This window comes from Amycolatopsis sp. A133 (assembly GCF_031082405.1).
In the GTDB taxonomy this organism is placed as follows: domain Bacteria; phylum Actinomycetota; class Actinomycetes; order Mycobacteriales; family Pseudonocardiaceae; genus Amycolatopsis.
Map to the genome: position 1 here is coordinate 39,500 of NZ_JAVHJU010000004.1, position 24,532 is coordinate 64,031.

19 protein-coding genes are annotated in these 24,532 nt (G+C 73.3%); 13 read left to right on the top strand and 6 right to left on the bottom strand.

Features of this window, described 5'->3' with window-relative positions:
* The first annotated feature begins 275 nt into the window (after positions 1-275).
* The 4 genes from Q5425_RS04595 (at position 276) to Q5425_RS04610 (ending at position 5,252) form a co-directional block, all read left to right on the top strand.
* Positions 276-1,664 (top strand): protein kinase domain-containing protein, encoded by a 1,389-nt coding sequence (locus Q5425_RS04595; RefSeq protein WP_308670818.1) that lies wholly within the window; start codon positions 276-278, stop codon positions 1,662-1,664.
* 202 nt (positions 1,665-1,866) lie between these two features.
* Entirely contained in the window at positions 1,867-3,207 is a 1,341-nt protein-coding gene (locus Q5425_RS04600) for a serine/threonine-protein kinase (protein ID WP_308670819.1), read from the top strand.
* A 152-nt stretch (positions 3,208-3,359) separates the two neighbouring features.
* Positions 3,360-4,436: a LacI family DNA-binding transcriptional regulator gene (locus tag Q5425_RS04605; RefSeq protein ID WP_308670820.1), complete on the top strand. Its 1,077-nt coding sequence runs from the start codon at positions 3,360-3,362 to the stop codon at positions 4,434-4,436.
* A 96-nt stretch (positions 4,437-4,532) separates the two neighbouring features.
* Positions 4,533-5,252: a protein kinase domain-containing protein gene (locus tag Q5425_RS04610; RefSeq protein ID WP_308670821.1), complete on the top strand. Its 720-nt coding sequence runs from the start codon at positions 4,533-4,535 to the stop codon at positions 5,250-5,252.
* A gap of 69 nt (positions 5,253-5,321) precedes the next feature.
* On the opposite strand, the gene Q5425_RS04615 is transcribed toward Q5425_RS04610, so the two are convergent.
* On the bottom strand, positions 5,322-6,428 hold the full coding sequence (locus tag Q5425_RS04615) for a substrate-binding domain-containing protein (protein WP_308670822.1): 1,107 nt from the start codon (positions 6,426-6,428) through the stop codon (positions 5,322-5,324).
* Complete coding sequence (locus tag Q5425_RS04620) at positions 6,428-8,248, bottom strand: heparinase II/III family protein (RefSeq protein ID WP_308670823.1); 1,821 nt, start codon at positions 8,246-8,248, stop codon at positions 6,428-6,430. The genes Q5425_RS04615 and Q5425_RS04620 overlap by 1 nt, the downstream gene beginning before the upstream one ends.
* Before the next feature lie 107 nt (positions 8,249-8,355).
* Here Q5425_RS04620 and Q5425_RS04625 point away from each other — a divergent pair, with 107 nt between their 5' ends.
* The 6 genes from Q5425_RS04625 (at position 8,356) to Q5425_RS04650 (ending at position 18,390) form a co-directional block, all read left to right on the top strand.
* Complete coding sequence (locus Q5425_RS04625) at positions 8,356-9,669, top strand: sugar ABC transporter substrate-binding protein (RefSeq protein ID WP_308670824.1); 1,314 nt, start codon at positions 8,356-8,358, stop codon at positions 9,667-9,669.
* Positions 9,669-10,604 (top strand): sugar ABC transporter permease, encoded by a 936-nt coding sequence (locus Q5425_RS04630; RefSeq protein WP_308670825.1) that lies wholly within the window; start codon positions 9,669-9,671, stop codon positions 10,602-10,604. The genes Q5425_RS04625 and Q5425_RS04630 overlap by 1 nt, the downstream gene beginning before the upstream one ends.
* Before the next feature lie 104 nt (positions 10,605-10,708).
* Positions 10,709-11,518: a carbohydrate ABC transporter permease gene (locus Q5425_RS04635; RefSeq protein ID WP_308670826.1), complete on the top strand. Its 810-nt coding sequence runs from the start codon at positions 10,709-10,711 to the stop codon at positions 11,516-11,518.
* Positions 11,515-12,528: a hydroxyacid dehydrogenase gene (locus Q5425_RS04640; protein ID WP_308670827.1), complete on the top strand. Its 1,014-nt coding sequence runs from the start codon at positions 11,515-11,517 to the stop codon at positions 12,526-12,528. The genes Q5425_RS04635 and Q5425_RS04640 overlap by 4 nt, the downstream gene beginning before the upstream one ends.
* Complete coding sequence (locus Q5425_RS04645) at positions 12,525-14,453, top strand: DUF2264 domain-containing protein (protein ID WP_308670828.1); 1,929 nt, start codon at positions 12,525-12,527, stop codon at positions 14,451-14,453. The genes Q5425_RS04640 and Q5425_RS04645 overlap by 4 nt, the downstream gene beginning before the upstream one ends.
* A 187-nt stretch (positions 14,454-14,640) precedes the next feature.
* Positions 14,641-18,390 (top strand): glycoside hydrolase family 2 TIM barrel-domain containing protein, encoded by a 3,750-nt coding sequence (locus Q5425_RS04650; protein ID WP_308670829.1) that lies wholly within the window; start codon positions 14,641-14,643, stop codon positions 18,388-18,390.
* 63 nt (positions 18,391-18,453) lie between these two features.
* Here Q5425_RS04650 and Q5425_RS04655 read toward each other — a convergent pair whose 3' ends face one another.
* From Q5425_RS04655 to Q5425_RS04665, 3 genes are all read right to left on the bottom strand, one after another.
* Complete coding sequence (locus Q5425_RS04655; RefSeq protein WP_308670830.1) at positions 18,454-19,632, bottom strand: FAD-dependent oxidoreductase; 1,179 nt, start codon at positions 19,630-19,632, stop codon at positions 18,454-18,456.
* Between the two features lie 82 nt (positions 19,633-19,714).
* Positions 19,715-20,659 carry an RNA polymerase sigma factor SigJ gene (gene sigJ, locus Q5425_RS04660; protein WP_308670831.1) on the bottom strand — a complete coding sequence of 315 codons (945 nt, stop codon included), beginning with the start codon at positions 20,657-20,659 and terminating at the stop codon, positions 19,715-19,717.
* 38 nt (positions 20,660-20,697) lie between these two features.
* Positions 20,698-21,003 (bottom strand): winged helix-turn-helix domain-containing protein, encoded by a 306-nt coding sequence (locus tag Q5425_RS04665; protein ID WP_308670832.1) that lies wholly within the window; start codon positions 21,001-21,003, stop codon positions 20,698-20,700.
* Positions 21,004-21,198: 195 nt separating this feature from the next.
* On the opposite strand from Q5425_RS04665, the gene Q5425_RS04670 reads away from it, so the two are divergent.
* The 3 genes from Q5425_RS04670 to Q5425_RS04680 all read left to right on the top strand — a co-directional run bounded on the left by Q5425_RS04670 (position 21,199) and on the right by Q5425_RS04680 (position 23,535).
* Entirely contained in the window at positions 21,199-22,128 is a 930-nt protein-coding gene (locus Q5425_RS04670; RefSeq protein WP_308670833.1) for a TerC family protein, read from the top strand.
* Between the two features lie 2 nt (positions 22,129-22,130).
* On the top strand, positions 22,131-22,508 hold the full coding sequence (locus Q5425_RS04675; RefSeq protein ID WP_308670834.1) for a bacteriophage spanin2 family protein: 378 nt from the start codon (positions 22,131-22,133) through the stop codon (positions 22,506-22,508).
* A gap of 391 nt (positions 22,509-22,899) precedes the next feature.
* Positions 22,900-23,535 carry a DedA family protein gene (locus tag Q5425_RS04680; RefSeq protein WP_308670835.1) on the top strand — a complete coding sequence of 212 codons (636 nt, stop codon included), beginning with the start codon at positions 22,900-22,902 and terminating at the stop codon, positions 23,533-23,535.
* Positions 23,536-23,545: 10 nt separating this feature from the next.
* On the opposite strand, the gene Q5425_RS04685 is transcribed toward Q5425_RS04680, so the two are convergent.
* A complete protein-coding gene (locus Q5425_RS04685; RefSeq protein WP_308670836.1) occupies positions 23,546-24,520 on the bottom strand; it encodes an RNA polymerase subunit sigma-70 in 975 nt (324 codons plus the stop codon).
* Positions 24,521-24,532: the final 12 nt, after the last annotated feature.

Consider the following 24,532-nt stretch of genomic DNA (forward strand, 5'->3'; position numbering starts at 1 on the left):
GGCCGGGAAGGCGGCCGCGCCTCCCCGGCCCACCCACGGGACGGACACGCAGGGGGGACGAGCGGCGGCTGCCGGTTGAACCGCGATCCCCCCACACCGTACGCCTCCGCGGCCGGAACTTCCGCGGCGACACCGAATTCGTCGAATTGCCGGAATGCGCCTCCGGCGATCCGGATAACGGTCCCGATCCAGTCGGCGCCGGAGCCCCACCGGCCGTCCGTTCTCTGCTAAAAAGTGCATCGTTTTCGCGTTTCGCCGACGACGCAGGGGTACGGGTGGCTTTCGAGGAACAGGTCGTCAACGGGCGGTACCGGCTCCTGGGGCACCTCGGCCGCGGCGCGATGAGCCTCGTGTGGCGGGCCAGGGACGAGCGGCTGGACCGCGTGGTGGCCGTCAAGCAGTTCCTGCACGAGCCGTCGGGCGAGCCCGGCGCCGGCGCGGACGTCTGCGAACGGGCCCTCCGGGAGGCGCGCCTGGCCTCCCGGCTGCGGCACCCGAACGCCGTCGCGGTGTACGACGTGTTCGAGGACGCCGGCTCGATGTACCTGGTCATGGAGTACGTGCCCGCCCGGTCGCTGACCGAGGTCCTCCTCGACCGGGGACCGCTGCCGCGGTGCGACGTGCTGCGGCTCGGGCGGCAGATCGGCGCGGCACTGGCCGCCGCGCACGGCGACTGGATCCTCCACCGGGACGTCACGCCCAACAACGTGCTCGTCACCGCCGACGGCACCGCCCGGATCACCGACTTCGGGGTGTCGCACGCGCTCGGCGAGCACCCCGCCGCCGGCGAAGGCGTCGTCGTCGGCACGCTCCCGTACCTGGCCCCGGAAGTCGCCCGCGGCGAGGCGGCGGGCCTGCCCTCCGACGTCTATTCGCTCGGCGCCACGCTCTACACCGCACTCGAAGGCACTCCGCCGTTCGGCACCAGCGACGACCCGATCACCCTGCTCCGGCGGATCACCGAGAACCAGCTGACCCCGCCGGCCCACGGCGGCCCGCTGACCGGCGTGCTGATGCGGATGCTCGAACGCGATCCGGCCGCGCGCCCGTCGATGCAGGAGGCGGTCGAGCTGCTGGCCGCGGTGGGCCGGCCGGTTCCGGCGGGCCGGTCCCGCGGCCGGTTCCGGCTGCGCCGTGCCGCCGTGACCGGAGCCGCCGCGTGCCTGACGTCGGTGAGCGTGGTGGCCGGCTTCGCCCTCGCCGACGGGCCCGCCGAGACCACCGCGGCCCCCGTCGAGCACCCGCCGACGACCGTCACCGCGGACCGCACCGTCCGCAGCACCACCACGGCTCCCGCGCCGGTACCGGCCCGCGCCCCCGACGGGCCGTCCCGGCGCCCGGCCGCGGCGCCCGCGTCGGCCGGGTGCAGCGCGCGCTACGAGATCACGAGCGCCTGGCCGGGCGGCGCCCAGGCGCAGGTGACCGTGCACAACGACTCCCCCGCGCGGCTCACCGGCTGGACGGTGACCTGGGTGCTGCCCGGCGGGACCGGCGTGCGCGACCTCTGGAACGGCACCGTCACCCGGGCCGGCTCGACGGTGACCGTCACCGACGCGGGCTGGAACGCACTCGTCGAACCGGGCGGCTCGGCCGCGTTCGGGCTGAACCTGGACGTCCCGGCGGGCCGCCCCGCCGTTCCGGTCCTCGGCTGCCGGTCGAACTGACTCCCCGATACCGTTATCTTTCCGTCACAACCGGATCGGCAATTCTTCCGTAGCGGCCGCCGGCATTTCCGGGATCCGGAACGAAATCGTCGAATGCTTTTCGGGCACCCACCCAGGTGAGTGAATTGAGCCGACGCGCCGAACTGCGTGCCGGAACCGGCCGTGTTCCCCGGTGACGGAAACGACAGAGGGGAGCGTGCCCGTGCACGAAGGGGCAGTGCTGGCCGGCCGGTACCACGTGCTCGGCCGGGCGGGTCACGGCGCGATGGGAACCGTCTGGCGGGCGAAGGACGAACGGCTCGGCCGCCTGGTCGCGATCAAGCAGCTCTTCCCCGATTCCGCCGCCGATCCGGCGGCCGGGGAGCGCACGCGCGCCCGGACGATCCGGGAGGCCCGGGTCACCGCCCGCCTGCGCCACCCGCACGCGGTCGTGGTCTACGACGTCGTCGAGCAGGGGTCCGCGGCCTACATCACGATGGAGTACCTGCCGGCCCGCACGCTCACCGAACTGCTGGAGGAGCACGGCCCGCCGGCGCCGGAGCACGTGGCGGAACTGGGCGCCCAGCTCGCCTCGGCACTGGCCGCGGCGCACGCGGCAGGCGTGGTGCACCGCGACATCAGCCCCAACAACGTCCTCGTCACCACCGACGGCTCGGCGAAGATCACCGACTTCGGGGTGGCCCACGCCCGCGGGGAGGGCACCGCCACCGGCCGCGGGCTGGTCGTCGGCACGCCGGCCTACCTCGCCCCGGAAGTCGCGGACGGCGCCGAACCCGGCTTCCCCTCCGACGTCTATTCGCTCGGCGCGACCCTCTACACCGCGCTCGAGGGAAGACCGCCGTCCGGCACCGACGAGAACCAGCTGGCCCTGCTCAAACGGGTCGGCAGCGGCCACATCACCCCGCCCGCCACCCGCGGCCCGGTCACCGATGCCGTCCTCCGGCTGCTCCACCGGGATCCCGCCGTCCGGCCCACGATGGCAGGGGCGGCGCGGCTGCTGACCCGTGCCACCGCGCCGGACGCGGTCCCCGCGGCGGCCCCGGCGGACGGCGGTCCCGCGCCGGCCGGCCGACGGCGCTCGCGGGTCGCCTTCGCCGGGACGGCGCTGGCGCTGACGGCGGCCGCCATCGTCGCGGCGACGGCGATCCCGGCCGGCCGGGAGCCCGCGAGCGCGGCGGCCCAGCTCGCTTCCGCGCCGTCCACGACCGCGTCCACGCCGCCGTCCGCCGGTCCGGCCGGCTGCGCCGCGCGCTACCAGGTCGTGAAGTCGTGGAACGGGGGTTTCCAGGGGCTGGTGACCGTTCGCAACAGCGGCCGGGCCGAGGTCACGGGGTGGACGGTCAGCTGGGCGACGCCGTCCGGCACGACCATCGACGACCTCTGGAACGGGCGGCTGGTGCGGACCGGGGCCACCTCGGCGATCGCGAACGCCGAGTGGAACGCGGTGCTCGAACCCGGCGAATCGACCACCTTCGGCTTCGTCGCCCTGGCCCGCGGCGGCCACCGCGGGATGCCGGTGACCGAGTGCCGTCCCGGGGAATGAATCGGGTGCGGCCCTTTCCCGCCGATCCGACGAAGGTGGCTTGACCAGCCGCGTTGACCGGCATTAGGGTCGGCCTTCTGCCGTTCCTGTTAGCGCTAACTTCCAGCCGGACAACGGACCGGACAATAGGCCTCGAGAAAGTCCTCACGAAGATGACGAAAATCCGCGACGTGGCGGACGAGCCGGCCGGCGGCGGCCGCGGCGCGGTGACGATCACCGACGTGGCGAACGCGGCCGGTGTCTCCGCGAGCACCGTGTCCTACGTGATCACCGGGAAGCGCACGATCTCCCCCGCGACCCGCCGCCGGGTCGAGGAGACCATCCGCACCCTCGGCTACCGGCGCCGCGGCGGCTCGCCGGCATCCCGCGCCGGCGTCCTCGCGGTGGCGGTGCCGCTGCACGGTGAGCGGCACCTGGGCCTGGAGATGGAGTTCTTCTCCGCGGCCGCGGGCGCGGCCCGCGAACTCGGGTTCGACCTGCTCCTGATCACCGACGACGAAGGCACCGCGGGCCTGCACCGGGTGACCGCGGCCGCGCTGGCCGACGCGGTGATCGTGCTGGACGCCGGCGACGACGACCCGCGCGTGCCCGTCCTGCTGGCCTCCGGCCGTCCCGCGGTGCTGATCGGCGCGCCGGGGCAGCACCGCGGGCTGGCGTCGGTGACGCTCGACTTCACCCCGGCCGGCCGGGCCTGCCTCACCCACCTCGCCGACCTCGGCCACCGCTCGGTCGCCCACCTCGGGCCGTCGGCCAAGCTGCCGGGCCACCGGCTCCGGTACCTGCGTGGCTTCGGGGAAGGCTTCCGGGCCGCCGCCGGCGAGCGCGGCGTGAAAGCGGTTTCCCGGCCGTGCGCCCCGACACCGGAAGACGTCGGCCACGGCCTGGACGAGCTGCTCGCCGAAGGCGGCCCGACCGCGCTGGTCGTCCACGACGAAACCGCTCTCCCGCTGGTCATGGCCGCCCTCGAGCACCGCGGGCGGCAGGTCCCCGGCGACGTCTCGGTCGTCGCGGTGTGCTCGGACACCGTGGCCGGCCGGCAGCGGATCCGGCCGACCGCGGTCGTGGTCCCGGCCCGCGAACTCGGGGAGCTGGCCGTCCGGCGGGCGGTGCACCAGCTCGACGGCGGGCCGATCGCCGAGCCCGGTGTCGTGACCCCCGTGCTCGTCGACGGCGAAAGCACCGCGGCCGCCCCCGCCGTCCGGGAAGCGCCGTCGTTGTCCCGGGCCTGAAAAACTCCGCGAAAAATCGTCCCGCCGACCGAACCCGGTCCCGTTCCCGGCCGTATTCCTTTTCGAGGGCCGTCGACGTCGACAGGGGAACAACGGGTGGCAGCAAAAAAGGCAGCACTGGCCGGCCGGTACCGTTTGCTCGAACCCGCCGACCGGTATCCCGGCGGCACGGTGTGGCGGGCCAGGGACGAATTGCTCGACCGGTTCGTCACCGTCCGGCGGCTCCCGCCGGGGTGCCCGTTCGACGCGGCCCATTCCGATCGCGTCCGGGCCAAGGCGATCCGGGACGCGCGCGTGGCCATCCGGCTGCACCACCCCCACGTCGTCGTGGTGCACGACGTCTTCGAGCAGGACCTGACGCCGTACGTGGTGACGGAGGACCTGGCGACCCGCACGCTGGCCGAGCTGGTCGAGCGGCACGGGAGCTTCCCGCCGGAGCGTGTCGCGGCACTCGGCGCCCAGCTGGCGTCGGCGCTGGCGGCCGCGCACGCCGAGGGCATCCTCCACCGCCGGCTCGGCCCGGCCACCGTGCTGCTCACCGGCGACGGGACGGCCAAGATCGCCGGCTTCGGAGCCGCCACCGGCGGTTTCCCCGCCCCGGAGGTGGCCGGGGGCAGCAGCCCGGGTTTCGCCTCGGACGTCTATTCCCTCGGCGCCACGGGTCCTGGTGACGGGCACGGTGCTCGTAGTCGCCCTCGGCACGGCGGTGACGACCCGCGCCGCCCTCCGCCGCCTCTCGGCTTCCTGACTCCCCCAAGCGCCCCAATGTGGCGTTCGGTGCGTTCAACGCACCGAACGCCACATTGGGTGCGTTGAACGCAACCAACGCCACATTGGGGCGGGGCATCTTCGCCGCCGAAGACGACCCATTCGAATTCGAAGATTTCACTTTTCCCGTGATTCGGGCGCGCTTCCGCAGGATTCGCGCACCACGAGTGTCGGCCACAGCTGCAGGCGGTGCACGGGCCGCTCGGTCGTGTCCGCGAGCCGGGCCAGTGCGAGCTCGGCGGCCACCGCGCCGAGCCGGTGCTTCTGCGGGCACACCGCGGTCAGCGGCGGGTCGGACGCCGCCGCGACTTCGTCGTCGTAGGAGACCACCGCCAGCTCGCCCGGCACCGCGATGCCGCCGTCGCGGGCTCGTTCGATCAAGCCGATGGCCTCGCGGTCGGCGTGCACCAGCAGCGCTCGGACGCCGGCCCGGCGGCAGCGGTCCAGCAGGGCGTCGTACTCCCGTGCCCAGCCGGGGGAACCGTAGGCCGGGACGTCGAGATCCAGCGCGGTGGCCGCGTCCAGGCCCAGCGAGCCGATCGTCTCCCGCCAGCCGGTGCGCACCGCCGGGCTGTGCGGGCTGGACCGCGACGTGACCAGCCCGACCCCGCGGTGGCCGAGGGAAACCAGGTGCCGGACGGCCAGTCCCGCGCCGAGCGCGTGCGCCGTGGTCGCCGCGTCCAGCGCCAGCGTCGGCAGCTCCGGCGGCGGCAGGCGCTCGACGAGCACCACCGGGACGCTCAGCGAACCCAGCCAGCGCAGCAGGTCCAGCGCGCCGCGGCCGCTCGTGGCCGGCGCGACCAGCAGCGTCTGCACGCCGCGTTCGAGGAGCGTGGTGATCTGACGGCGGTCCTCGGCCGCGTCGTAGCTGGACGCGCGCAGGACCAGCCGGCCGCCCGCCGCGGCCACGGTGGACTGCGCGCCCTGGATCACCGGCGGCCAGTAGTACTCCACCGACGGCGCGACCATGCCGACCAGCGTGCCGTGCGCGACCGGGCCGAACGCCGAAGCCGGGCGCCCGTGCTCCGGGTGACCGCCGCGGGGCCGGGTCAGCGTGACGCCGCCGTGCACCCGCGTCAGCAGGCCGCGGTCGGCCAGTTCGGTGACGTCCCGCCGCACGGTGACCGCGGTGACGCCCAGCCGGTCCACCAGCTCGGCGAGCCGGATCGCGCCGTGCTCGCGCACCAGCGAAAGGATCAGCTGGTGCCGTTCGGAGGCGAGCATCACCGGACCTGCTCCGCCCGGACCCGCGCCGGGCCGCCGTGCACCACCAGGGTGAGCCGGCTGAGGTGCTCGCCCCAGGCGGCCCGCAGCAGGGGGTCGTCCAGTGGCCGCTGCTCGAGTTCCGCGGTCGTGTGCCGGGGATCCCAGCTCAGCCGCAGGACCCGCCGGCCGCCCAGGGACACGAAGGCTTCGCCCTCTCCCAGCTCGACGTCACCGGCGAGGACGTGCCGCAGCCGGACCGGCCGGACGGTCTCCTCGTCCTCCACGACAACGTGGGCGCGGGGACCGCGAACCAGCCGCACGGTCCGGATCCAGCGCGGAAGTCCCGGGTAGGCCCCGCCGAGGTCCGCGGACAGCGTGGACTCGGCCGCGGTGAGCTCCACCCGGACGTCCCGGGCCCCGAAGGCCTCCCCCGGTTCCTGCGGGACGCCCGGTTCCGGGACGTTGTGCCATTCGCTGCGCAACGGCCAGGCCCGGTACCGGTCCGGCCCGAAGCTGCCGGCCGTGTAGGTCGGCTGGCCGGCGTCCGCCACCACCGGCACGCCCTCGACCGCCACCCAGTAGGACCCGACGTCGAGGTGGTTGTGCCGCTCGCCGTTGTGCCCGCCCTTGACCGCCACGGTCAGCCCGCGCGGTGTGCCCGCCGTTTCCCGGGCCACGAGCACCTGCACCCGCGGCAGCCATTGTTCGCGGGCCAGCCAGCGACCGTCCGGGTTCCCCGCCAGCGCCGTCCGCCAGCCCGGATCGGCCAGACCGGCCAAGGCCCGGCCGAGACCGGCTTGGGGCCACACGGGCCGCCCGCTCGCCCGCGCCTGGCTCACCGCGTGCGCGCGGACGTCGTCGTCCCCGAACCGCTCGCCCCACCGGTGCAGGACGTGCCACGGCTGGGCGAGTGGCAGGCGGGCCGGGGCGTCGCCGGCGTTGACGTACGCGTCGCCGCCCAGGTGCATCCGGTGCGGGAAGCGGATCAGCGGCGCCAAAACGGGAAGATCGCGCGCGTCGAGGCCGGTTGCGTCGGCCAGGAGGTCGAGGCACTCCAGCAGGCGGCAGGCGCCGTGCCACCAATAGGCGACGCCCTCGTCGATGCCGCCGTCGTCGGGCAGCACGGCGACGTAGTGGTCGAGCCCTTCGACGACCAGCCGCACCAGCCGCAGGCGCCGGTCGTCGTCGGGGACGAGCAGCAGCGCGGCGGTGAGGACAGCGCTGTGGATCCAGGGGTTCCAGTTGTGCGCGTCGCCGTCGAGGCCGAGCCAGTGCCAATCACGGATGCGCTCGAACGGCGTCAGGACCCGCACTTCGACCTCGCGCCGCAGGCGACGGCGCAGTCCCGGCGCCCGGCTTTCGAAGTGCGGGCCCAGAACCTGGTCGGCCCAGGCGAACAGGGCCCCGACTTCGGCCGCGCCCAGGTCGAGGAACGGATCGTCGGGGTCGGCCAGCACCTCGCCCCGCGCGGCCGCGTGCCGGTCGTGCGGCGCCCAGCACCAGGTGGTCGCTTCGGCCAGCGCGACCAGCCCGTCGATCGCGCCGTCCAGGAACGCCGGCTCGTCCGGCGCCAGCACCGCGGCCAGCACCAGGACCGTCACGCGTTCGCGGAGCTCGCGAGCGGCGTCTTCGTACTCGGTGCGGACGCCGTCGCGGAACGTCCGGGCCCAGGCCGTGGCCGTCAGGACGGGCGCCGGCCGCGCGAGCAGGGCGCGAGCGTCGGCGAGCAGCGCGGTTCCGTCGGCCGCGGCCCAGACCGGCCGGTCGCGCACGTCGGGGACGGCGGCTCGCACCGCCGGGTGGCCGTCGAAGAGCGCGCTCAGCCGCTGCCGCAACACCGCGGCTCCTTTCCCTTCTGATCGGTTGTGATCGCTTTTGACGCAAATTGTTGACTCGCACTATGGCACACGCCGACAGTGGCAGCCATCACTTCGACGGAGGAGCAATGACGCTTCGGGGATCGGCGGGTTTGAACCGCCGGACGTTCCTGTCCGCCACGGCCGGGCTCACGGCCGGCGGCCTGCTCGGCGGCTGCGCATCGACGACCACGGCGTCCGGCGCCACCCGCGTGCGCCTCTGGTCCTGGCTCACCGGCATGGACAAGTACGTGGCCGCGTTCAACGCCGCGCACCCGGACATTTCGGTGGAGCTCAACGTGATCGCGTCCGGGCTCAAGGGCGGCTACGCCCAGCAGACCAACGCCCTGCGCGCGCACAACGCACCGGACATCCTGCACGCCGAGTACCAGGGCCTGCCGCAGCTGCTCACCACGGGCGGGCTGCGCGACCTCACCGGCGACCTGGCGGACCTGGAACGCGGCTACTCCCCCGCGGCCTGGCAGGGCGTCCGGCCCGGCGGGCGCACCTGGGCCGTGCCGATGGACCTCGCCCCGATGGTGCTCTACTACCGCAAGGACCTCTTCGACCGGCACGGGATCGCGGTGCCGCGCACGTGGGACGAGTTCCGCGTCGCAGCGCAGGCGGTCAAGAAGGCCGACCCGGCGGCGCGGGTGACGACGTTCCCGCTCAACGACGGCTCGTTCTTCGCCGGGATGTGCTGGCAGGCGGGCGATCCGTGGTGGCGGGTCGACGGCGGCTCGTGGCGGGTGGACATCGACGGCGAAGGGACGCTGCGCACCGCCGACTACTGGCAGGGCATGATCCGCGACGGCCTGGTCGCGACGGCCCCGACCGGCGACCAGAACTGGATCGGGGCGATGCACACCGGACGGCTGTGGGGCCTGCTCGGCGCTTCCTGGAGCGTCGGCTCCCTGGTGAAGTCCGTTCCGCAGGACAAGGACCGGTGGGCGGTCACCACGATGCCGACGTGGCACGGCGCCCCGGCCAACGGCGTGCAGGGCGGCAGCGCGTTCGCCGTCTCCGCCGAAAGCGAGGTGCCCGATGCCGCCGTCGAGTTCCTGCGCTGGCTGAGCACCGACCCCGCCGTCGCCAGGATCGGCACCACGTTCACCACCCCCTTCCCCGGCTACCTGCCGAGCCGGGACATCGCCCGGAAGGCCTACCAGGGCGGGTACTTCCTCGGCGCCCCGGTGTACGACGTGCTCGACGAAGCCGCCCGGCGCGTCCCGGATTGGACGTGGGGCCCCAACGCGCTGCGGATCTTCTCCACCGTCGTCGACCGGATGGGCGGGGTGAAGACGGGCGGCACGACCCTCGCCGCCGCCGTCCGGCAGACGCAGGCCGACGCCGTCGCCGAGCTGCGCGAACGGGGATTGACCGTGCTGGAAGGGAAAGCCTGATGACCGTCCTCACCCCCGAGCGCGCCGCGAGCGTGCCGGCGTCCGCGGGCCGTCCCGGCGCTTCGGCGAGCGAACGGCGGGGCCGCGGCCGCGCCGGCCTCGTGCTGGCGGCCCCGTTCGCGCTCCTGCTGACGGCAACCGTGCTCGTCCCGATCGGGTACGCGCTCTACCTGAGCCTGTTCACCGATCGCCTGTCGGGACTGGGTTTCTCCGGTCCGACGCAGGCGTTCGTCGCCCTCGGCAACTACGTCGACGTGCTCACCGACAGCGCGTTCCACGCCAGTCTCGGCAACGTGGCCCTGTTCGTCCTGGTCCACATCCCGATCATGCTCGGCCTCGCGCTCCTGCTGGCCCTGCTGATCGACTCCGCCGTCGTGCAGCTCAAGCGCGTGTGGTCCCTCGCCGTCTTCCTGCCCTACGCGGTCCCGACCGTGATCACCGGGCTCATCTGGGCCTACCTGTACAGCCCGAACTCACGCCTGACCGCGCTCCTGCCGTTCGACCCGCTCGGCAAGACCGGCATCCTGCCCTCGATCGTGAACATCGCGACCTGGCAGTGGGTCGGCTACAACATGATCATCTTCTACACGGCGCTGCAGGCCGTTCCCCGTGACGTCCTCGAGGCCGCGCGCGCCGACGGCGCCGGCGGCTTCCGGACGGCGTGGTCGGTCAAGGTCCCGATGATCCGGCCGACCATGTTCGTCGCCCTCGTGTTCACCGTCATCGGCTCCCTGCAGCTGTTCACCGAGCCCCTGGTGCTGCGCGGGTTCACCGGCTCGGTGACGAGCACCTGGTCCCCGAGCCTGTACGTGTACGAAGCCGCGTTCATCGCCAACGACTACGGCCGTGCCGCCGCCGCGTCCGTGCTGCTGGCGCTCGTTTCCGCTCTGCTCTCGGCGCTGGTCATGCGCCTGTCCGCCCGGAGGTCCCGGTGACCCTGTCCCCTGCCGCTGCGACATCCGAGGCTTCGCCCCGGGCCGGGGGCTCCGCCACCCGGAACCCCCGGAAAGCAGGTTCGCGGTGGACGTCGCGTACGGTCGTGCACGTCCTGCTGGTGCTGGCCGCGCTGTACGCGGTCCTGCCGCTGATCTGGCTGGTCACCTCGGCCACCAAGTCCGTCGGCGACTTCTCCACGACCGGGGCGTTCGAGTTCGGGCAGTTCAACCTCGGCGCGAACCTCGGTGCCCTGTTCACGCAGGAGAACGGCGTCTTCCTCGCCTGGATCCGCAACTCGCTGCTCTACGCCGGCCTCGGCGCGGTGCTCGGCTCGCTGATCTGCGCGGCCTGCGGGTACGCGATCGCAAAACTGGACTTCCCGGGCCGCCGCGCGCTGTTCGCGATGACGCTGGCCGGGGTCCTCGTGCCGACCACCGCGCTGGCCCTGCCGCTGTACCTGCTCGCCTCGCAGCTGGAGGTGGTCGGCACGTTCTGGGCGGTGTTCATCCCGTTGCTGACCAACCCCTTCGGGGTTTACCTCGCCCGCGTCTACGCCGAGGCCGCGGTGCCCGGTGAGGTGCTCGAAGCCGCCCGGACCGACGGGGCCGGCGAGCTGCGGACGTTCTTCACCATCGCGCTGCCGATGATGCGGCCCGGCCTGGTGACCGTCTTCCTGTTCCAGTTCGTCGGGATCTGGAACAACTTCTTCCTGCCGCTGGTGATGCTCACCGACCCGAAGCTGTTCCCGATGAGCCTCGGCCTCTACCAGTGGAGCACGCGCGTGACCCAGTTCCCCCAGTACAACCCGCTCGTCGTCACCGGCTCCCTGCTGGCCGTGCTGCCGCTGGTCGTCGCGTTCGTCCTGCTGCACCGGCAATGGCGGTCCGGGCTGGCGGCGGGCAGCGTCAAGTGACGCGCCGCCCGGAGACCCTGCTGGTGATGGCGCGGGACACGATGCGGCTGCAGTTCGGCGACGCGGAACTGGCCCGGCTGCGCGCCACGGCCCGGCTGGGCGAGCCGCTGTGCACCGACGAGCTCGGCTCGGCGCCGGTGCGCGCGCGGCTGGCGGAGGTGGAGGTGCTGATCACGTCGTGGGGCTGTCCGCCGCTCGACGACGCGGTCCTGCGGGCCGCGCCGCACCTGCGGGCGGTGCTGCACGCCGCCGGCAGCGTCCGCGACCACGTCGGCGCGGCGGTCTTCGACCGGGGCCTGCTGGTCACCACCGCCGCCGACGCCAACGCCGAGCCGGTCGCCCAGTACACGCTGAGCGCGATCCTGTGGGCCTTCAAGAAGGTGCCGTTCCTGGCCGCCGACGCCCGGAAGTTCCGGGAGGACTGGAGCTACCGCGACCAGCGGGGCGAGCTGTCCGGCCGCGACCGCACGGTCGTGCTGGTCGGCTTTTCCCGCGTCGGGCGCCGGGTCGCCGCCCTGCTGCGGCTGCTGGACGTGGCCCGGGTGCTCGTCGTCGACCCGGTGGCCGACGTGCGCGAGATCCGGGCGGCCGGTGCCGAGCCCGCTTCCCTGGCCGACGCCCTGCCCCGGGCGGACGTGCTGAGCCTGCACGCGCCGTCGCTGCCGGAAACCCGGCACATGATCGGCGCGGCGGAGCTGGCCGCCCTGCCGCCCGGTGCGGTGCTGATCAACACCGCGCGGGGCGCGCTCGTCGACACCGCGGCCCTGGAACACGCCTGCGCCGACGGCGGCCTGCACGCCGTCCTCGACGTCACCGAGCCGGAGCCGCTGCCCGCCGGCTCCCCGCTCTACGACCTGCCCAACGTGGTGCTCACGCCGCACATCGCGGGTTCGCTGGGCTCGGAGACGCGCCGGATGAGCGCCGAGGCGCTCGGCGAGCTCGAGCGCTACGCCACCGGTCTCCCACCCCGGGCCCCGGTGACCCGGCACTCCCTGGCCGTGCAGGCATGACCACCGCCGAGGACCGGCGCCTGTCGCCGTACACCGGCTGGACCCGCGGGCACTGGGCGGCGTACGCGGACCGGCTGCTGGCGGCGGCGGGCCGGTACCGCTCCCCCGCGGGCGCCCGGATCGACCTGCCCGGCCCGGCCAGCCGCAACGGCCGCGTCTCGGACGGCCTGGAGGGGTTCGCCCGGACGTTCCTGATCGCCGGTTTCCGCGTCGCCGGGGAGGGCGGCGCGGATCCCGGCGGTGTCCTCGAGCACTACGCGCGCGGGCTGGCCGCCGGCACCGACCCGGCCTCGCCCGAGGCGTGGCCCCGGCCCGACGAGCTCGGCCAGTCCAAAGTGGAGGCCGCGTCGATCGCGCTGGTGCTCCAGCTGACCCGGCCGTGGCTGTGGGACCGCCTGGCCGACGCCGTCCGCGACCGGGTCGTCGCCTGGCTCGCCACGGTGATCGGACAGCCCTACCCGCCGATCAACTGGGTGTGGTTCCGGATCGTCGTGGAGTCGTTCCTGCGCGAGGCGGGCGGCCCGTGGTCGGCGGCGGACGTCGAGGAGGACCTCGCCGTGCACGCGTCGCTGCGGCGGCCCGGCGGCTGGCTCAGCGACGGCGACGAGCGCGCCTACGACCACTACACGGGCTGGGCGCTGCACCTGTACCCGTTGCTGTGGACGCACTTCTTCGACGTCACCGGCACCCTGTGCCCCGGCTCGCTGCGCCACCGGTGGGCGGCGGACCTGCGCGGCTACCTCGACGACGCGGTGCGGCTGGTGGGCACCGACGGCTCGCCCCTGCTGCAGGGCCGCAGCCTGGTCTACCGCTTCGCCGCCGCGGCGCCGTTCTGGACCGGCGCGCTCACCGGGACTTCGCACCTGTCCCCGGGCCTGACCCGGCGGGTGGCCGGCGGGATGGTCCGGCACTTCGCCGGTGCCGGCGAGCCGGACGGCCTGCTGAGCCTCGGCTGGCACCACGCCTGGCCCGCCATGCGCCAGGCGTACTCCGGGCCCGGTTCGCCGTACTGGGCGGCGAAGGGGCTGCTCGGGCTCGCCCTGCCCGCCCACCATCCCGTGTGGACGGACGTCGAGGAGCCGCTGCCGATCGAGACGGGGGACGTCGCCCGCGTCGTCGCCGCGCCCGGCTGGCTGGTGTCGGGACGGCGCCGCGACGGCATCGCCCTGGTGGTCAACCACGGCACGGACCACGCGCGCCCCGGCGACCAGCGCGGCGACTCGCCGCTCTACGCCCGGCTCGGCTACTCGACCGCGACGTTCCCGCTCGCTTCGGTTCCCGACAACACGGTGGCCGTGCTCGACGCGGACGGCCGGGCGAGCCACCGGGCGGGGTTTTCGACGTGCTACGCCACCGAACTGCCGGGCGGGGTGCTGGCGGCCGCGTCGCAGGGGCGGGTCCGCTGGGTCGGCACGGCGGCCGACGACTCACCGGACCACGGCTCCGGCCGCAGCGGGCCGGTGGTGCCGGGGCCGGTGCTGACCGTGGCTTCGGTGGTGCGGTGCGGCATGGAGGTCCGGTTCGCGCGGGTGGACGGCGACGGGGGCCCGGTCCGGGAACTGCGGCTGAGCGGGTGGCCGGTGGCGGCCGCGACGCGGCCGGTGACCGATCCGGGGGTGGCCGCCGCGCGGACACCGGACCTGCGCTCGGAAGTGCGTCCGCTGCAGGGCTTCACCACGGCGGACGTGACGGTCGAGTCCGGCACGTCGCCGCTGGGCGAGTGGACGGCGATCCCGTTCGTCGCGACCGAGGGGCCGCCGGAACCGGGGAGGGTGTTCGCCGCGGTGGTGGTCCTGGACCGCGGCGGCCCGGCTGATCCCGACCCCGTCCCGACGATCGCCGAGGACGGCCGCGGCGGTCACCGCGTCACGCTCACCTGGCCCGACGGCGTCACCGCCGAAGCCGCCCTGCCCGCACCCGAGTGAAACGGGGTTCCCGTACGTCCCGATGCGGAGAGCTCACCTCCGGATCACTTTCCCTACGAAAGTGACGTCCGGGCCGCGGCAGAACTCGCTTTCCATGCACCGAATGTCCCCTTGACCGTGCCGCTGCGGTGATGTTCCATTTTGTTGGCTTCTGTCCGAATCATGTCGGAACATGGAGGTTCCTCCCGTGCGGCTGCGCACTCTGAGTGTGGTTCTGGTGGCTCTCGCGGGCGTCCTGGTCCCGGCCGGTTCGGGTTACGCCGCGCCGGCGCCGCCGGACGACGTCTACTCCTACCTGGAAGATCCGGGGAAGGTCGGTGAAGGCCAGGAGCCGCCGCACGCGTTCCTCGCTCCGCACGCCGATGTTGCGTCCGCCGTCCGGGGACGGGAACAGACGCCGTTCACCCAGACGCTCGACGGCAAGTGGCGCATCGCCATGGCCGGCAACCCCGCCCAGGTCCCGCCGGGCTTCCACGCCGACGGGTACGACACGTCGGGCTGGCGCGAGGTCTCCGTGCCGCACACCTGGCAGACCGACGGCCTGGACCACCCGGTCTTCCGCAACATCGCCACCGAGATCCAGCCGGACGCGCCGCCGCGGGTGCCCCGCGACGTCAACCCGACCGCCGCCTACACCCGGGACTTCGACCTGCCCGCCGGCTGGGCGCAGCGGCGCACGTCCCTGCGCTTCGACGGCGTGACCTCGGCGTACTTCGTGTGGGTCAACGGCCGGTACATCGGCTACGACCAGGGCGGCTACACGCCGGCGGAGTTCGACATCTCCGCCGCGCTGCGGCCGGGCCCCAACCGGCTCGCCGTCCAGGTGCACCGCTGGAGCGCGGGCGCCTACCTGGAGGACTACGACCAGTGGCGGTACGCGGGCATCTTCCGCTCGGTGACGCTGACGTCCACGCCCGCCACCCACCTCCGGGACGTGACGCTGCGGACCGACCTGGACGCCACCTACACCGACGCCGTCCTCTCCGCCGCCGTCGAGGTCGCCCGCAAACCGGGCGGCACCACCGGGAAGCACACCGTCGGGCTCAGCCTCCGCGACGCGGCCGGCCGGGAGGTCGGGACCGCCGCCCGGGACGTCGAGGTCGGCGACACCGGCGGGGCGGTCACCCTCACCCTGCCCGTCCGGAACCCGGCCAAGTGGACCGACGAGACGCCGAACCTCTACACCACCGTGCTGACGCTCACCGGCCCGGACGGCCGGATCACCCACATCACCCGCGAAACGACCGGCTTCCGCGAGATCGAGATCCGCGACCGGCAGCTGCTGGTCAACGGCAAGCGGGTGCTCTTCAAGGGCGTCAACCGCGCCGAGACCGACCCCGAGCACGGCCGGCACGTGCCGCGCCGGGCGCAGGAACGCGATGTGGCGCTGATGGAGCAGCTCAACGTCAACGCGGTCCGCACCTCCCACTACCCGTCCGATCCGTACTTCTACCGGCTCGCCGACGAGCACGGCCTCTGGATCGACGACGAGGTCGACATCGAGACGCACAACCACGAGAACTGCGCCAAGTGGTGCCAGGCGAACCAGCCGGAGTGGCGGGACGCCTTCCTGGACCGGTTGATCGGCATGGTGGAACGCGACAAGAACCACCCCAGCGTCTTCCTGTGGGACACCGGCAACGAAGCCGGCCTCGGCGCCCACCACTACGCGATGGCCGACTGGCTGCGCGCCAACGACCCGACGCGCCCGATCTACCACCAGTCCAACAACCCCGACGGGGACGCGCCCTTCGCCGACGTGTGGGGCCCGCGCTACCCGTCGCCGGAGAAGTTCGCCGACCAGGCGAAGAAGACCACAAAACCGCTGATCTTCGGCGAGTACGCGCACGCGATGGGCAACAGCCTCGGCAACTTCCGCGAATTCTGGGACATCATCCGCGCGAACCCGCAGACCCAGGGCGGGTTCATCTGGGACTGGGCCGAGCAGAACCTCCGGCAGCCGGTGCGCCTCGTCCCGGACGTCTCCGGGAACGGCATCTCCACCCACCTGTCCGGCGCGGCGAAGCTCGTCGACGGCCACCGCGGGAAAGCCCTCGAACTGTCCGGGCTGGACGACTTCGCCGAGGTCTACCGCGACCGCAGGCTGGACCTCACCGGGACCGCGGTGACCCTGGACGCGTGGGTGAAGCCCGGCAAGTGGACCGGCGAATTCCCGATCATCACCAAGGGCGACCACCAGTACTCCCTGAAGATGAAGAACGAGACGACGCTGGAGTTCTTCGTCCACAGCGGCACGTGGATCCCGGTCCAGGCACCGGTTCCCGCGGACTTCTACGGCAACTGGCACCGCGTCAGCGGCACCTACGACGGCGCCGCGCTCCGGCTGTACATCGACGGCCGCGAGGTCGCGCAGAAGGCGTTCAGCGGCCCGATCGACCCGTCGTCGGCCGAGGTGAACATCGGGCGCGACTTCGAGACGTCGTGGAACGACCCGTCGACCATCGGCTGGCTGGCACGTGGGCTGGTGGACGACGTCCGCATCCACGACCGCGCGCTCACCGCGGCGGAACTCGCGGGGCCGGCGCCGGTGCCGGGGGCGGTGCTGGCTCTCGACTTCGACAGCGTGACCGAGCGCGGCACGTACCTGTCCTACGGTTCCAGCCTGTCCGGTGTGGACGGTCTGATCGGCTCGGACCGCAAGCCGCAACCGGAAACCGCGCAGATGGCTTGGGCGCACCAGCCCCTTCGCTTCGCCTACGCCGACGGTGTGCTGTCGGTGACGAACGAGCGCCAGTTCAGCGACACCTCCGACGTCCACCTGAAGTGGCGCGTCACCGAAGGGTCGAAGACGGTGGCGAGCGGCGAACAGCCGCTGCGCGTCGCCGCGGCCACCACCGGCCGGATCCCCCTGCCGGTCAAGGCGGGCGACCGCGAGCGCTTCCTCACGGTCGAGGCCGTCGTCAAGCCCGGACGGCCGATGCTGCCCGCGGGCCACGTCCTGGCGCACGACCAGTTCCCGCTCGGCGGCACCCGCGTACCCGGTCTCGACAAGGCACCCCTCGACTGGGGCCTGGTGACGGCGCGGGAGACCGCGGACACGGTCACCGCCTCGGCCGGGCCGGTCGCCTACCGGGTGGACAAGCACACCGGGACGCTGTCATCGATGCAGTCTTGGGGCAAGGAACTGCTCGTCAGCGGCCCGAAGCTCGACGCGTGGCGCGCCCCGATCAGCAACGAGACGTTCGCGTGGGGCCGGGCCGAGGGCGAGGACTGGCGCAACCGCGGTCTCGACCGCCTCCAGGCCACGGTCACCGGCGTTCGCGTGGAACGGCCGGACCGGACCAGCGTCCGCGTGGTGGTGGACAGCCGGGTGGCCGCGCCGGACGTCGCGGGCGCGTGGTTCGACCAGACCATGACGTACACAGTGGACTCGGCGGGCGTGCTGCACCTCGGGCACCAGGTGACGCCGCAGGGCACACTGCGCACGCTGGACTACCTGCCGCGCATCGGGGTGTCGCTGGGCGTGCCGGACAGCTTCCGGCGGTTCGCCTGGTACGGCCGGACCGCGGAGAGCTACCCCGACCGCCGGGACGGCACGCCGATCGCGGTCAACCGGTCCACAGTGGACGAGCAATATGTCGACTACCACCGCCCGCAGGACCACGGCAACCACACCGACACCCGCTGGGCCCTGCTGACCGACGGCCGGCAGTCGGGGCTGCTGGTGAGCGGGGCGAAGGACGTCAGCGTCACGCCGTACGACGACCTGGACCGGGCGGCGTACCCGTTCCAGCTGCAGCGCAACCGCGGCTGGTTCACCCTGCACGCCGACCACGCGGTCACCGGCGTCGGCGACACCCCGAACCCGGTGCGGGAGAAGAGCCAGGTGGCGGCCGACACCACGTACGAGTACACGCTGTCGCTGCGCCCGCTGAGCTTGACCGAGGCGTGGGCGGGCTTGCCCGCGGGCGGCTGACCGGCGCGGAAGCGGAAGGGGCCTTCCTCTCGGACGAGGGGAAAGCCCTTTTCGGCGGGTCCGTCAGAGGCCGCTTCCGGCGGTGGCCGCGGAGCGCTCTTCGGCCGGGAGGGTGTGGCGGCGGCGCACCGGCAGCACCGTCGGGTGCGAAACGCTCCAGGCGGCGCTCCGGCAGATCAGTTCCTTGATGCGGGCGGCCGTCCTGCCGGTGGCCGCCGACGGCTTCGGCCGGTCGTCCGGGGTCACCCACTGCACGACGGCGTCGTGGCGGCCGAGGCTGATGCACTGGCCGAAGTAGCCGATCTTGTTCGGGGGCACCCGGCCGCCGGTCAGGCGGGCGGCGATCGCGTCGGCCGCCAGGCGGGCCGACGGGACCCCCGAGGCGCAGGACATCCGCAGCGGCGAGCCGCTCGCGCCCGGGGCCAGCGCGGCGTCGCCGACGGCGTAGACGTCCGGGTGCGAGACCGAGCGCATCGTCTCGTCGACCTCGATCTGGCCCGTCGCGGAAACCCGCAGGGTCGTGGCCGCGGCGAGGGGGTGGACGGCGAACCCGCCCGTCCAGACGGTCACCTGCGCCGGGATCGCGCGGCCGTCGGCGGTGACCGCGGCGGCCGGTTCGACGCCCGTAACGGTGGTGTGCTCGTGCACGGTGATGCCGAGCCGGTCGACCGCCTTCCGCAGGTGGTTGCGTGCCTTCTCGCCGAGCCAGTCGCCGAGGCCGCCGCGGGCGACGAGGGACACGTCGAGGTCCGGGCGGGCTTCGGCGATTTCGGTGGCGGCTTCGATGCCGGTGAGGCCGCCGCCGGCGACGAGCACGGTCCCGCCCGCGGCGAGCTCGGCCAGCCGCGCCCGCAGCCGCAGCGCGGACTGCTTGCCGGCGATGTGGTGGGCGTGCTCGGGAACGCCGCAGTCGTCGGCGGTGCTGCCGAGGGCGTAGACGAGCGTGTCGTAGGCGATTTCTCCAGGACCATCGGCCACGGTGACGGTTTTGCGTTCGACGTCGACCGCGGTGACCTGAGCGATCCGCACGCGCACCCCCGTACCGGCGAAGACGTCGGTCAGCAGGCGGGGCTTCAGGTCCTGGCCGGTCGCCAGCTGGTGCAGGCGGACGCGCTCGACGAACCCGGGGCCGGCGTTGACGAGGGTGATTTCGGTGCCGGCCGGGTGCAGCCGCTTGGCGAGGCGGCCGGCGGCGTTGGCTCCGGCGTAGCCGGCTCCGAGGACGACGATGCGGTGCTTCATGGTCTTGCTCCTGTCCGGTCGGTGTGTGCTCCCTGAACCGGACAGCGGCGCGAAACCTGACAGCGGACGGACGTGACGTGGGTCACCAGGTGCCGGCGAGCGGTTCCCCGTGGCCGGCGGCGCTCCACTGCCGCGCCGCGCGCCCGAGCTTGCCGGGGTTCACCTGGGCGTGGACGGCCGCGATGCCGTCGGTGGTCACGTCCAGCGAAACGATCCCGGCGACCCGGTCGCCGACCAGCAGCACCAGCGCCGGGACCCCGTTGGCGACCGCGGCGTGCAGGACGGGCCGGCCGCCGATCAGCGCCCACTTGGCGTCGCTGGGCTCGAACAGCCCGCGCAGGAACCTCGCCACCCGCACCGCACCGGTGACCGGCCGCGGCAGCGAGAAGAGCACGCCACCGCCGTCACCGATGCTGACCGCGTCGTCGGTCAGCATCTTCACGAGCAAGTCGGTCCGGCCGCTGAGCGCCGCCGCGAGGAACTCTTCGACGATCTTGCGCGCCGCGGCCGCGTCCACCGGGACCCGGCGGCGGTCGGCGGCCAGGTGCTGCTTGGCCCGCCGGTGGATCTGCTGGCAGTTCGCCTCGGTGAGGTCGAGCACCTCGGCGATTTCGGCGTGGGCGTACCCGAACGCCTCGCGCAGCACGTACACGGCCCGTTCCTTGGCCGAGAGCCGCTCCATCAGCGTGAGCATCGCGATCGACACCGATTCGCGCTGCTCGGCCGTGTCGGACGGGCCGAGCATCCGGTCCCCGGCGAAGACCGGCTCGGGCAGCCACTGGCCGACGTAGGTCTCCCGCCGGGCCCGCGCCGAGGTGAGCCGGTTGAGGCAAAGGTTGGTGAGCACCTTCGTCAGCCACGCCTCGGGTGTCTCGACGAGCTCGCGGTCGGCGGACTGCCAGCGCAGGAACGTGTCCTGCACGGCGTCCTCGGCGTCGCTCGCCGACCCCAGCAGGCGGTAGGCGATGGCCTCCAGCCGCGGCCTGGCCCGCGCGAACACCTCGACCTCGTGCGCACCCACCGGCATGAGCCCAGTCAACCATCCCGTCCGCCGCGGCCGCCTTCTCACACGGCGGAATGCGCTTCGCCGTCGCCGACCGCGAGGCCGAGCGCGGCGACCAGATCGGCCACCCGGTGGTGCGCCTCCAGCGGGTGGCGCAACCGGCCTTCCGGGTGGATCTTGTAGTGGTTCCGCCTGCCGACCCGCTCGCGTTCGACGTAGCCCTCGGCGATCAGGTCCGCGAGGACGAGCTGCACCCCGCGTTCGGTGATCCCCACCCGCTCGGCGATGTCGTGCAGCGTCCGGTCGGGGTCCGCGGCCACGCACAGCAGGACGTGCGCGTGGTTGCTGAGGAACGTCCACGAAGCCATACCGGCCACAGTAGACGTCCGAACTTGACAGACGAAGTGCAGTTCGTCATTCTGGAGTCAGCGCAGTGCATCGGAGGGGAGTACCCGCCCGGTCCGGCATCGTCAATCCGGCTGCCCCACTGCAGCCCGGTGCCGGCGTCACCTTCGGGTGACCGGGGAGACCTCCGGTTCGTCACCGAACCGGAGGAGTGTCTCGTGACCGTTCCGCTCTGGGCCTGGGCCGCCGTGCTCGGCGTCATCCTGGCCATGCTCGCGATCGACCTGGCCGCCCACCGCAAGTCGCCGGTCGTCGGCGTCCGGTCGGCGCTCGCGTGGTCCGGGGCGTGGGTGGTGCTGGGGCTCGCCTTCGGCGCCGTGGTCTGGTGGGCCTGGGGCGCGGAGTTCGCGGGCCAGTACTTCGCCGGCTACGTCATCGAGAAGTCCCTGGCCGTCGACAACGTCTTCGTGTTCGCGATCATCTTCGGGTACTTCGCCGTCCCCCGCGAGTACCAGCACCGCATCCTGTTCTACGGCGTGGTGGGTGCCCTGGTGTTCCGGGCGGTGTTCATCGCCGCGGGCTCGGTCCTGATCGCGAGCTTCGCCTGGATCCTGTACGTGTTCGGCGCGTTCCTGGTGATCACCGGGGTGCGGATGGCGCTGCACAAGGACGAGACGGTCGACTACGAGCAGAACGTCGTGCTGCGGGCGTTCCGCCGGATCGTGCCGTCCACCGACGGCGACCACGGCGGCAAGTTCCTGGTCCGGCAGGCCGGCCGCTGGGTGGCGACGCCGCTGCTCGCGGTCCTGGTGCTGATCGAGGTCACCGACGTCGTCTTCGCGGTCGACTCGATCCCGGCGATCTTCGCGGTGACCCAGGAACCGTTCCTGGTGTTCACCTCGAACGCCTTCGCCGTCCTCGGCCTGCGCGCGATGTACTTCCTGCTCGCCGACGTCATGCACCGGTTCGTGTACCTGAAGCTCGGCTTGGCGCTGGTGCTGGTCTGGGTCGGCGTGAAGATGCTGCTGCTGGACGTCTGGAAGATCCCGACCGCGCTCTCGCTGGGCGTGGTGGGCGCCATCCTCGCGACGGCGGTCGCCGCCAGCTTGCTCCGGACCCGCACCACCGCTCTCACTCGGAAGGAATGACCATGCGCTTCACGACAACGGTCCTCGCCGGAGGTCTCCTGCTCACCCTCACGGGCTGCGGGGTGGCCGCCGAGACGGCGGGCCAGGTGGGCAACGCCGCCTCGACGGCCGCGGTGTGCGCCCAAGCGGTCCAGATCGCCACGAAGACCCCGGACTTGTCGGACCCGAAGGCGGCGGCCGACCGGGCCCACGCAGCGGCCGACGAGCTGACGGGCCTGGCCTCGAAGGCAGCGAACACCACGGCCGGCGAAGCGATCGACAAGCTGGCGACGACATTGCGCGAGACGACGGCCGACGAACTGGTCAAGACCCCGGCGGCGTGGGCGCAGGAGAAGGCGGACCAGGTAGCGGCTTTGACCAAGGCCTGCAGCGGCTCCTGACGGCGGATCGTGCGGTGCCCGGTTGCGGCCGGGCACCGGCGATCCCGTGGCGGCTCGGCCGAGCCCGGCCCCGCCGCCGCACCCGCCAACCTCGCGCCTGATCCGGTCGCGACGCCCGGCAGCCGCTGCCGGGCAGGCCGCCCACGGCACGACCGAGCCGGGTACTACTTGCGCCACCCAGCGAGACCGCTCGCGGCTCGGCCGAGCCCAGCCGCGACACCCGGCAAGACCCGGCGCCGGCGACTCACCCGAGCCAAGCTCGCCACCTCACCTCGCGACTTCACAGCACGCCCGATCCGGTCGCGACGCGCGGCAGCCGCTGCAGGCCAGGCCGCCCACGGCACGACCGAGCCCGCCCCCAACCCCCCCCGCCCCGCCCCGAGAGGACCTCATGACCGGCTCCCCCACCGCACCGGCCGCCACCGGAGAACTGACCGGGGTGGCCGGGTGGGCCGTCGGGCTGATGGAATCCCTCGGGGGTCCCGGGGCCGCCCTCGTCGTCGGGCTGGACAACCTCTTTCCGCCCCTGCCCAGCGAGCTCGTCCTGCCCCTCGCCGGGTTCGCCGCCGGCCGTGGGGCCTTCGGCCTCGGCGAAGCCGTCTTCTGGACCACCCTCGGTTCCGTGGCCGGTGCCGTCGTCGTCTACCTGCTCGGCCGGCGGCTCGGGCACGATCGCACGCGCCGGCTGGTGGGCCGGCTTCCGCTCGTCAGGACCGCCGACTTCGACCGGACCGCTGCGTGGTTCGCCCGGCACGGCGGCAAAGCCGTCTTCCTCGGCCGCATGGTGCCCGTCTTCCGCAGCCTCGTCTCCGTGCCCGCCGGGGTCGGGCGCATGCCGTTCGGGCGGTTCCTGCTCTACACCGCGGCCGGCAGCCTGATCTGGAACACCGGGTTCGTCGTCGCGGGCTTCCTGCTCGGCGAACACTGGCCGCTGGTCGAGCGGTACGCGTCGATCTTCCAGTACGTCGTTTTCGCCGCCATCGCCGTCGCCGTAGCGCTGTTCGTGGTCCGCCGGGTCCGGAATTGAGGGTTCGCGGTCAGGGCAGCCGGGCCGGCAGGCCCGCCGCCGTGACGAGCTCCGGGTCGTGGAACTTGATCGCACCGGAGAAGCGGCCGCCGGTGACCGTGAACACCCACAGGCTCTCGGCGCGCCAGACGCCCGAGTCGTCGGCGCGGTAGCTGCCCGCGGCCGGCTGGCCGTTGGCGCGCGTGGGCCGGAACCGGGCGCCCCCTCCCCGTGCCGAGAACGTGCGTTGCAGGAACGGCAGGCACACGGCCACGCCCTTGAACCAGACCGGGTGCGGCACGGCTTCGATGCTGAAGTCGTCCTGGATGACCGCCCGGATGGCCGTGGTGTCTTCGGCTTCGAAGGCGGCGATGTAGCGGTCGAGCAGCGCGCGTTCTTCCGCCGGGGCGGGCGTTTCCGGTGCCCGGCCGTCGAGGTCCAGTTCGTCGAGCCGGCCGCGGGCCCGCTGCAGGAGGCTCTTCACCGCCGGCACGCTGATGCCGAGGGTGGCCGCGATCTCGGTGGCCGACCACGAAAGGACTTCGCGCAGCAGGAAGGCCGCGCGCTGCCGCGCCGGGAGGTGCTGCAGCGCCGCGACCAGCGCCAGCCGGACGGACTCGCGCCGCACCACGACCTCCCCCGGGTCGCCGAGCACGGCGTCGGGCAGCGGCCCGAGCCACGCGACCGAGTCGTCGGCGAAGATCCGCGTCGCGGGATCGTCCGACGGCGCACCGAGCCCGGCGGGCAGCACGCGCCGGCTGCGGTGGTTCAGTTCGGTCAGGCACGTGTTGGTCGCGATCCGGTAGAGCCACGTCTTGAGGGACGAGCGCCCCTCGAAGGCGTCCACGCCCCGCACCGCCTTGAGGTAGGTCTCCTGGACGACGTCTTCGGCGTCCTGGTAGGACCCCGTCATCCGGTAGCAGTGCGCGACCAGCGCCGGGCGCAGCTGCCCGAACTCGTCCCGCAGCTGCTCGCTGCCCGTCCGGTGGATCGCCTCGGAAGACACACGCACTCCCTG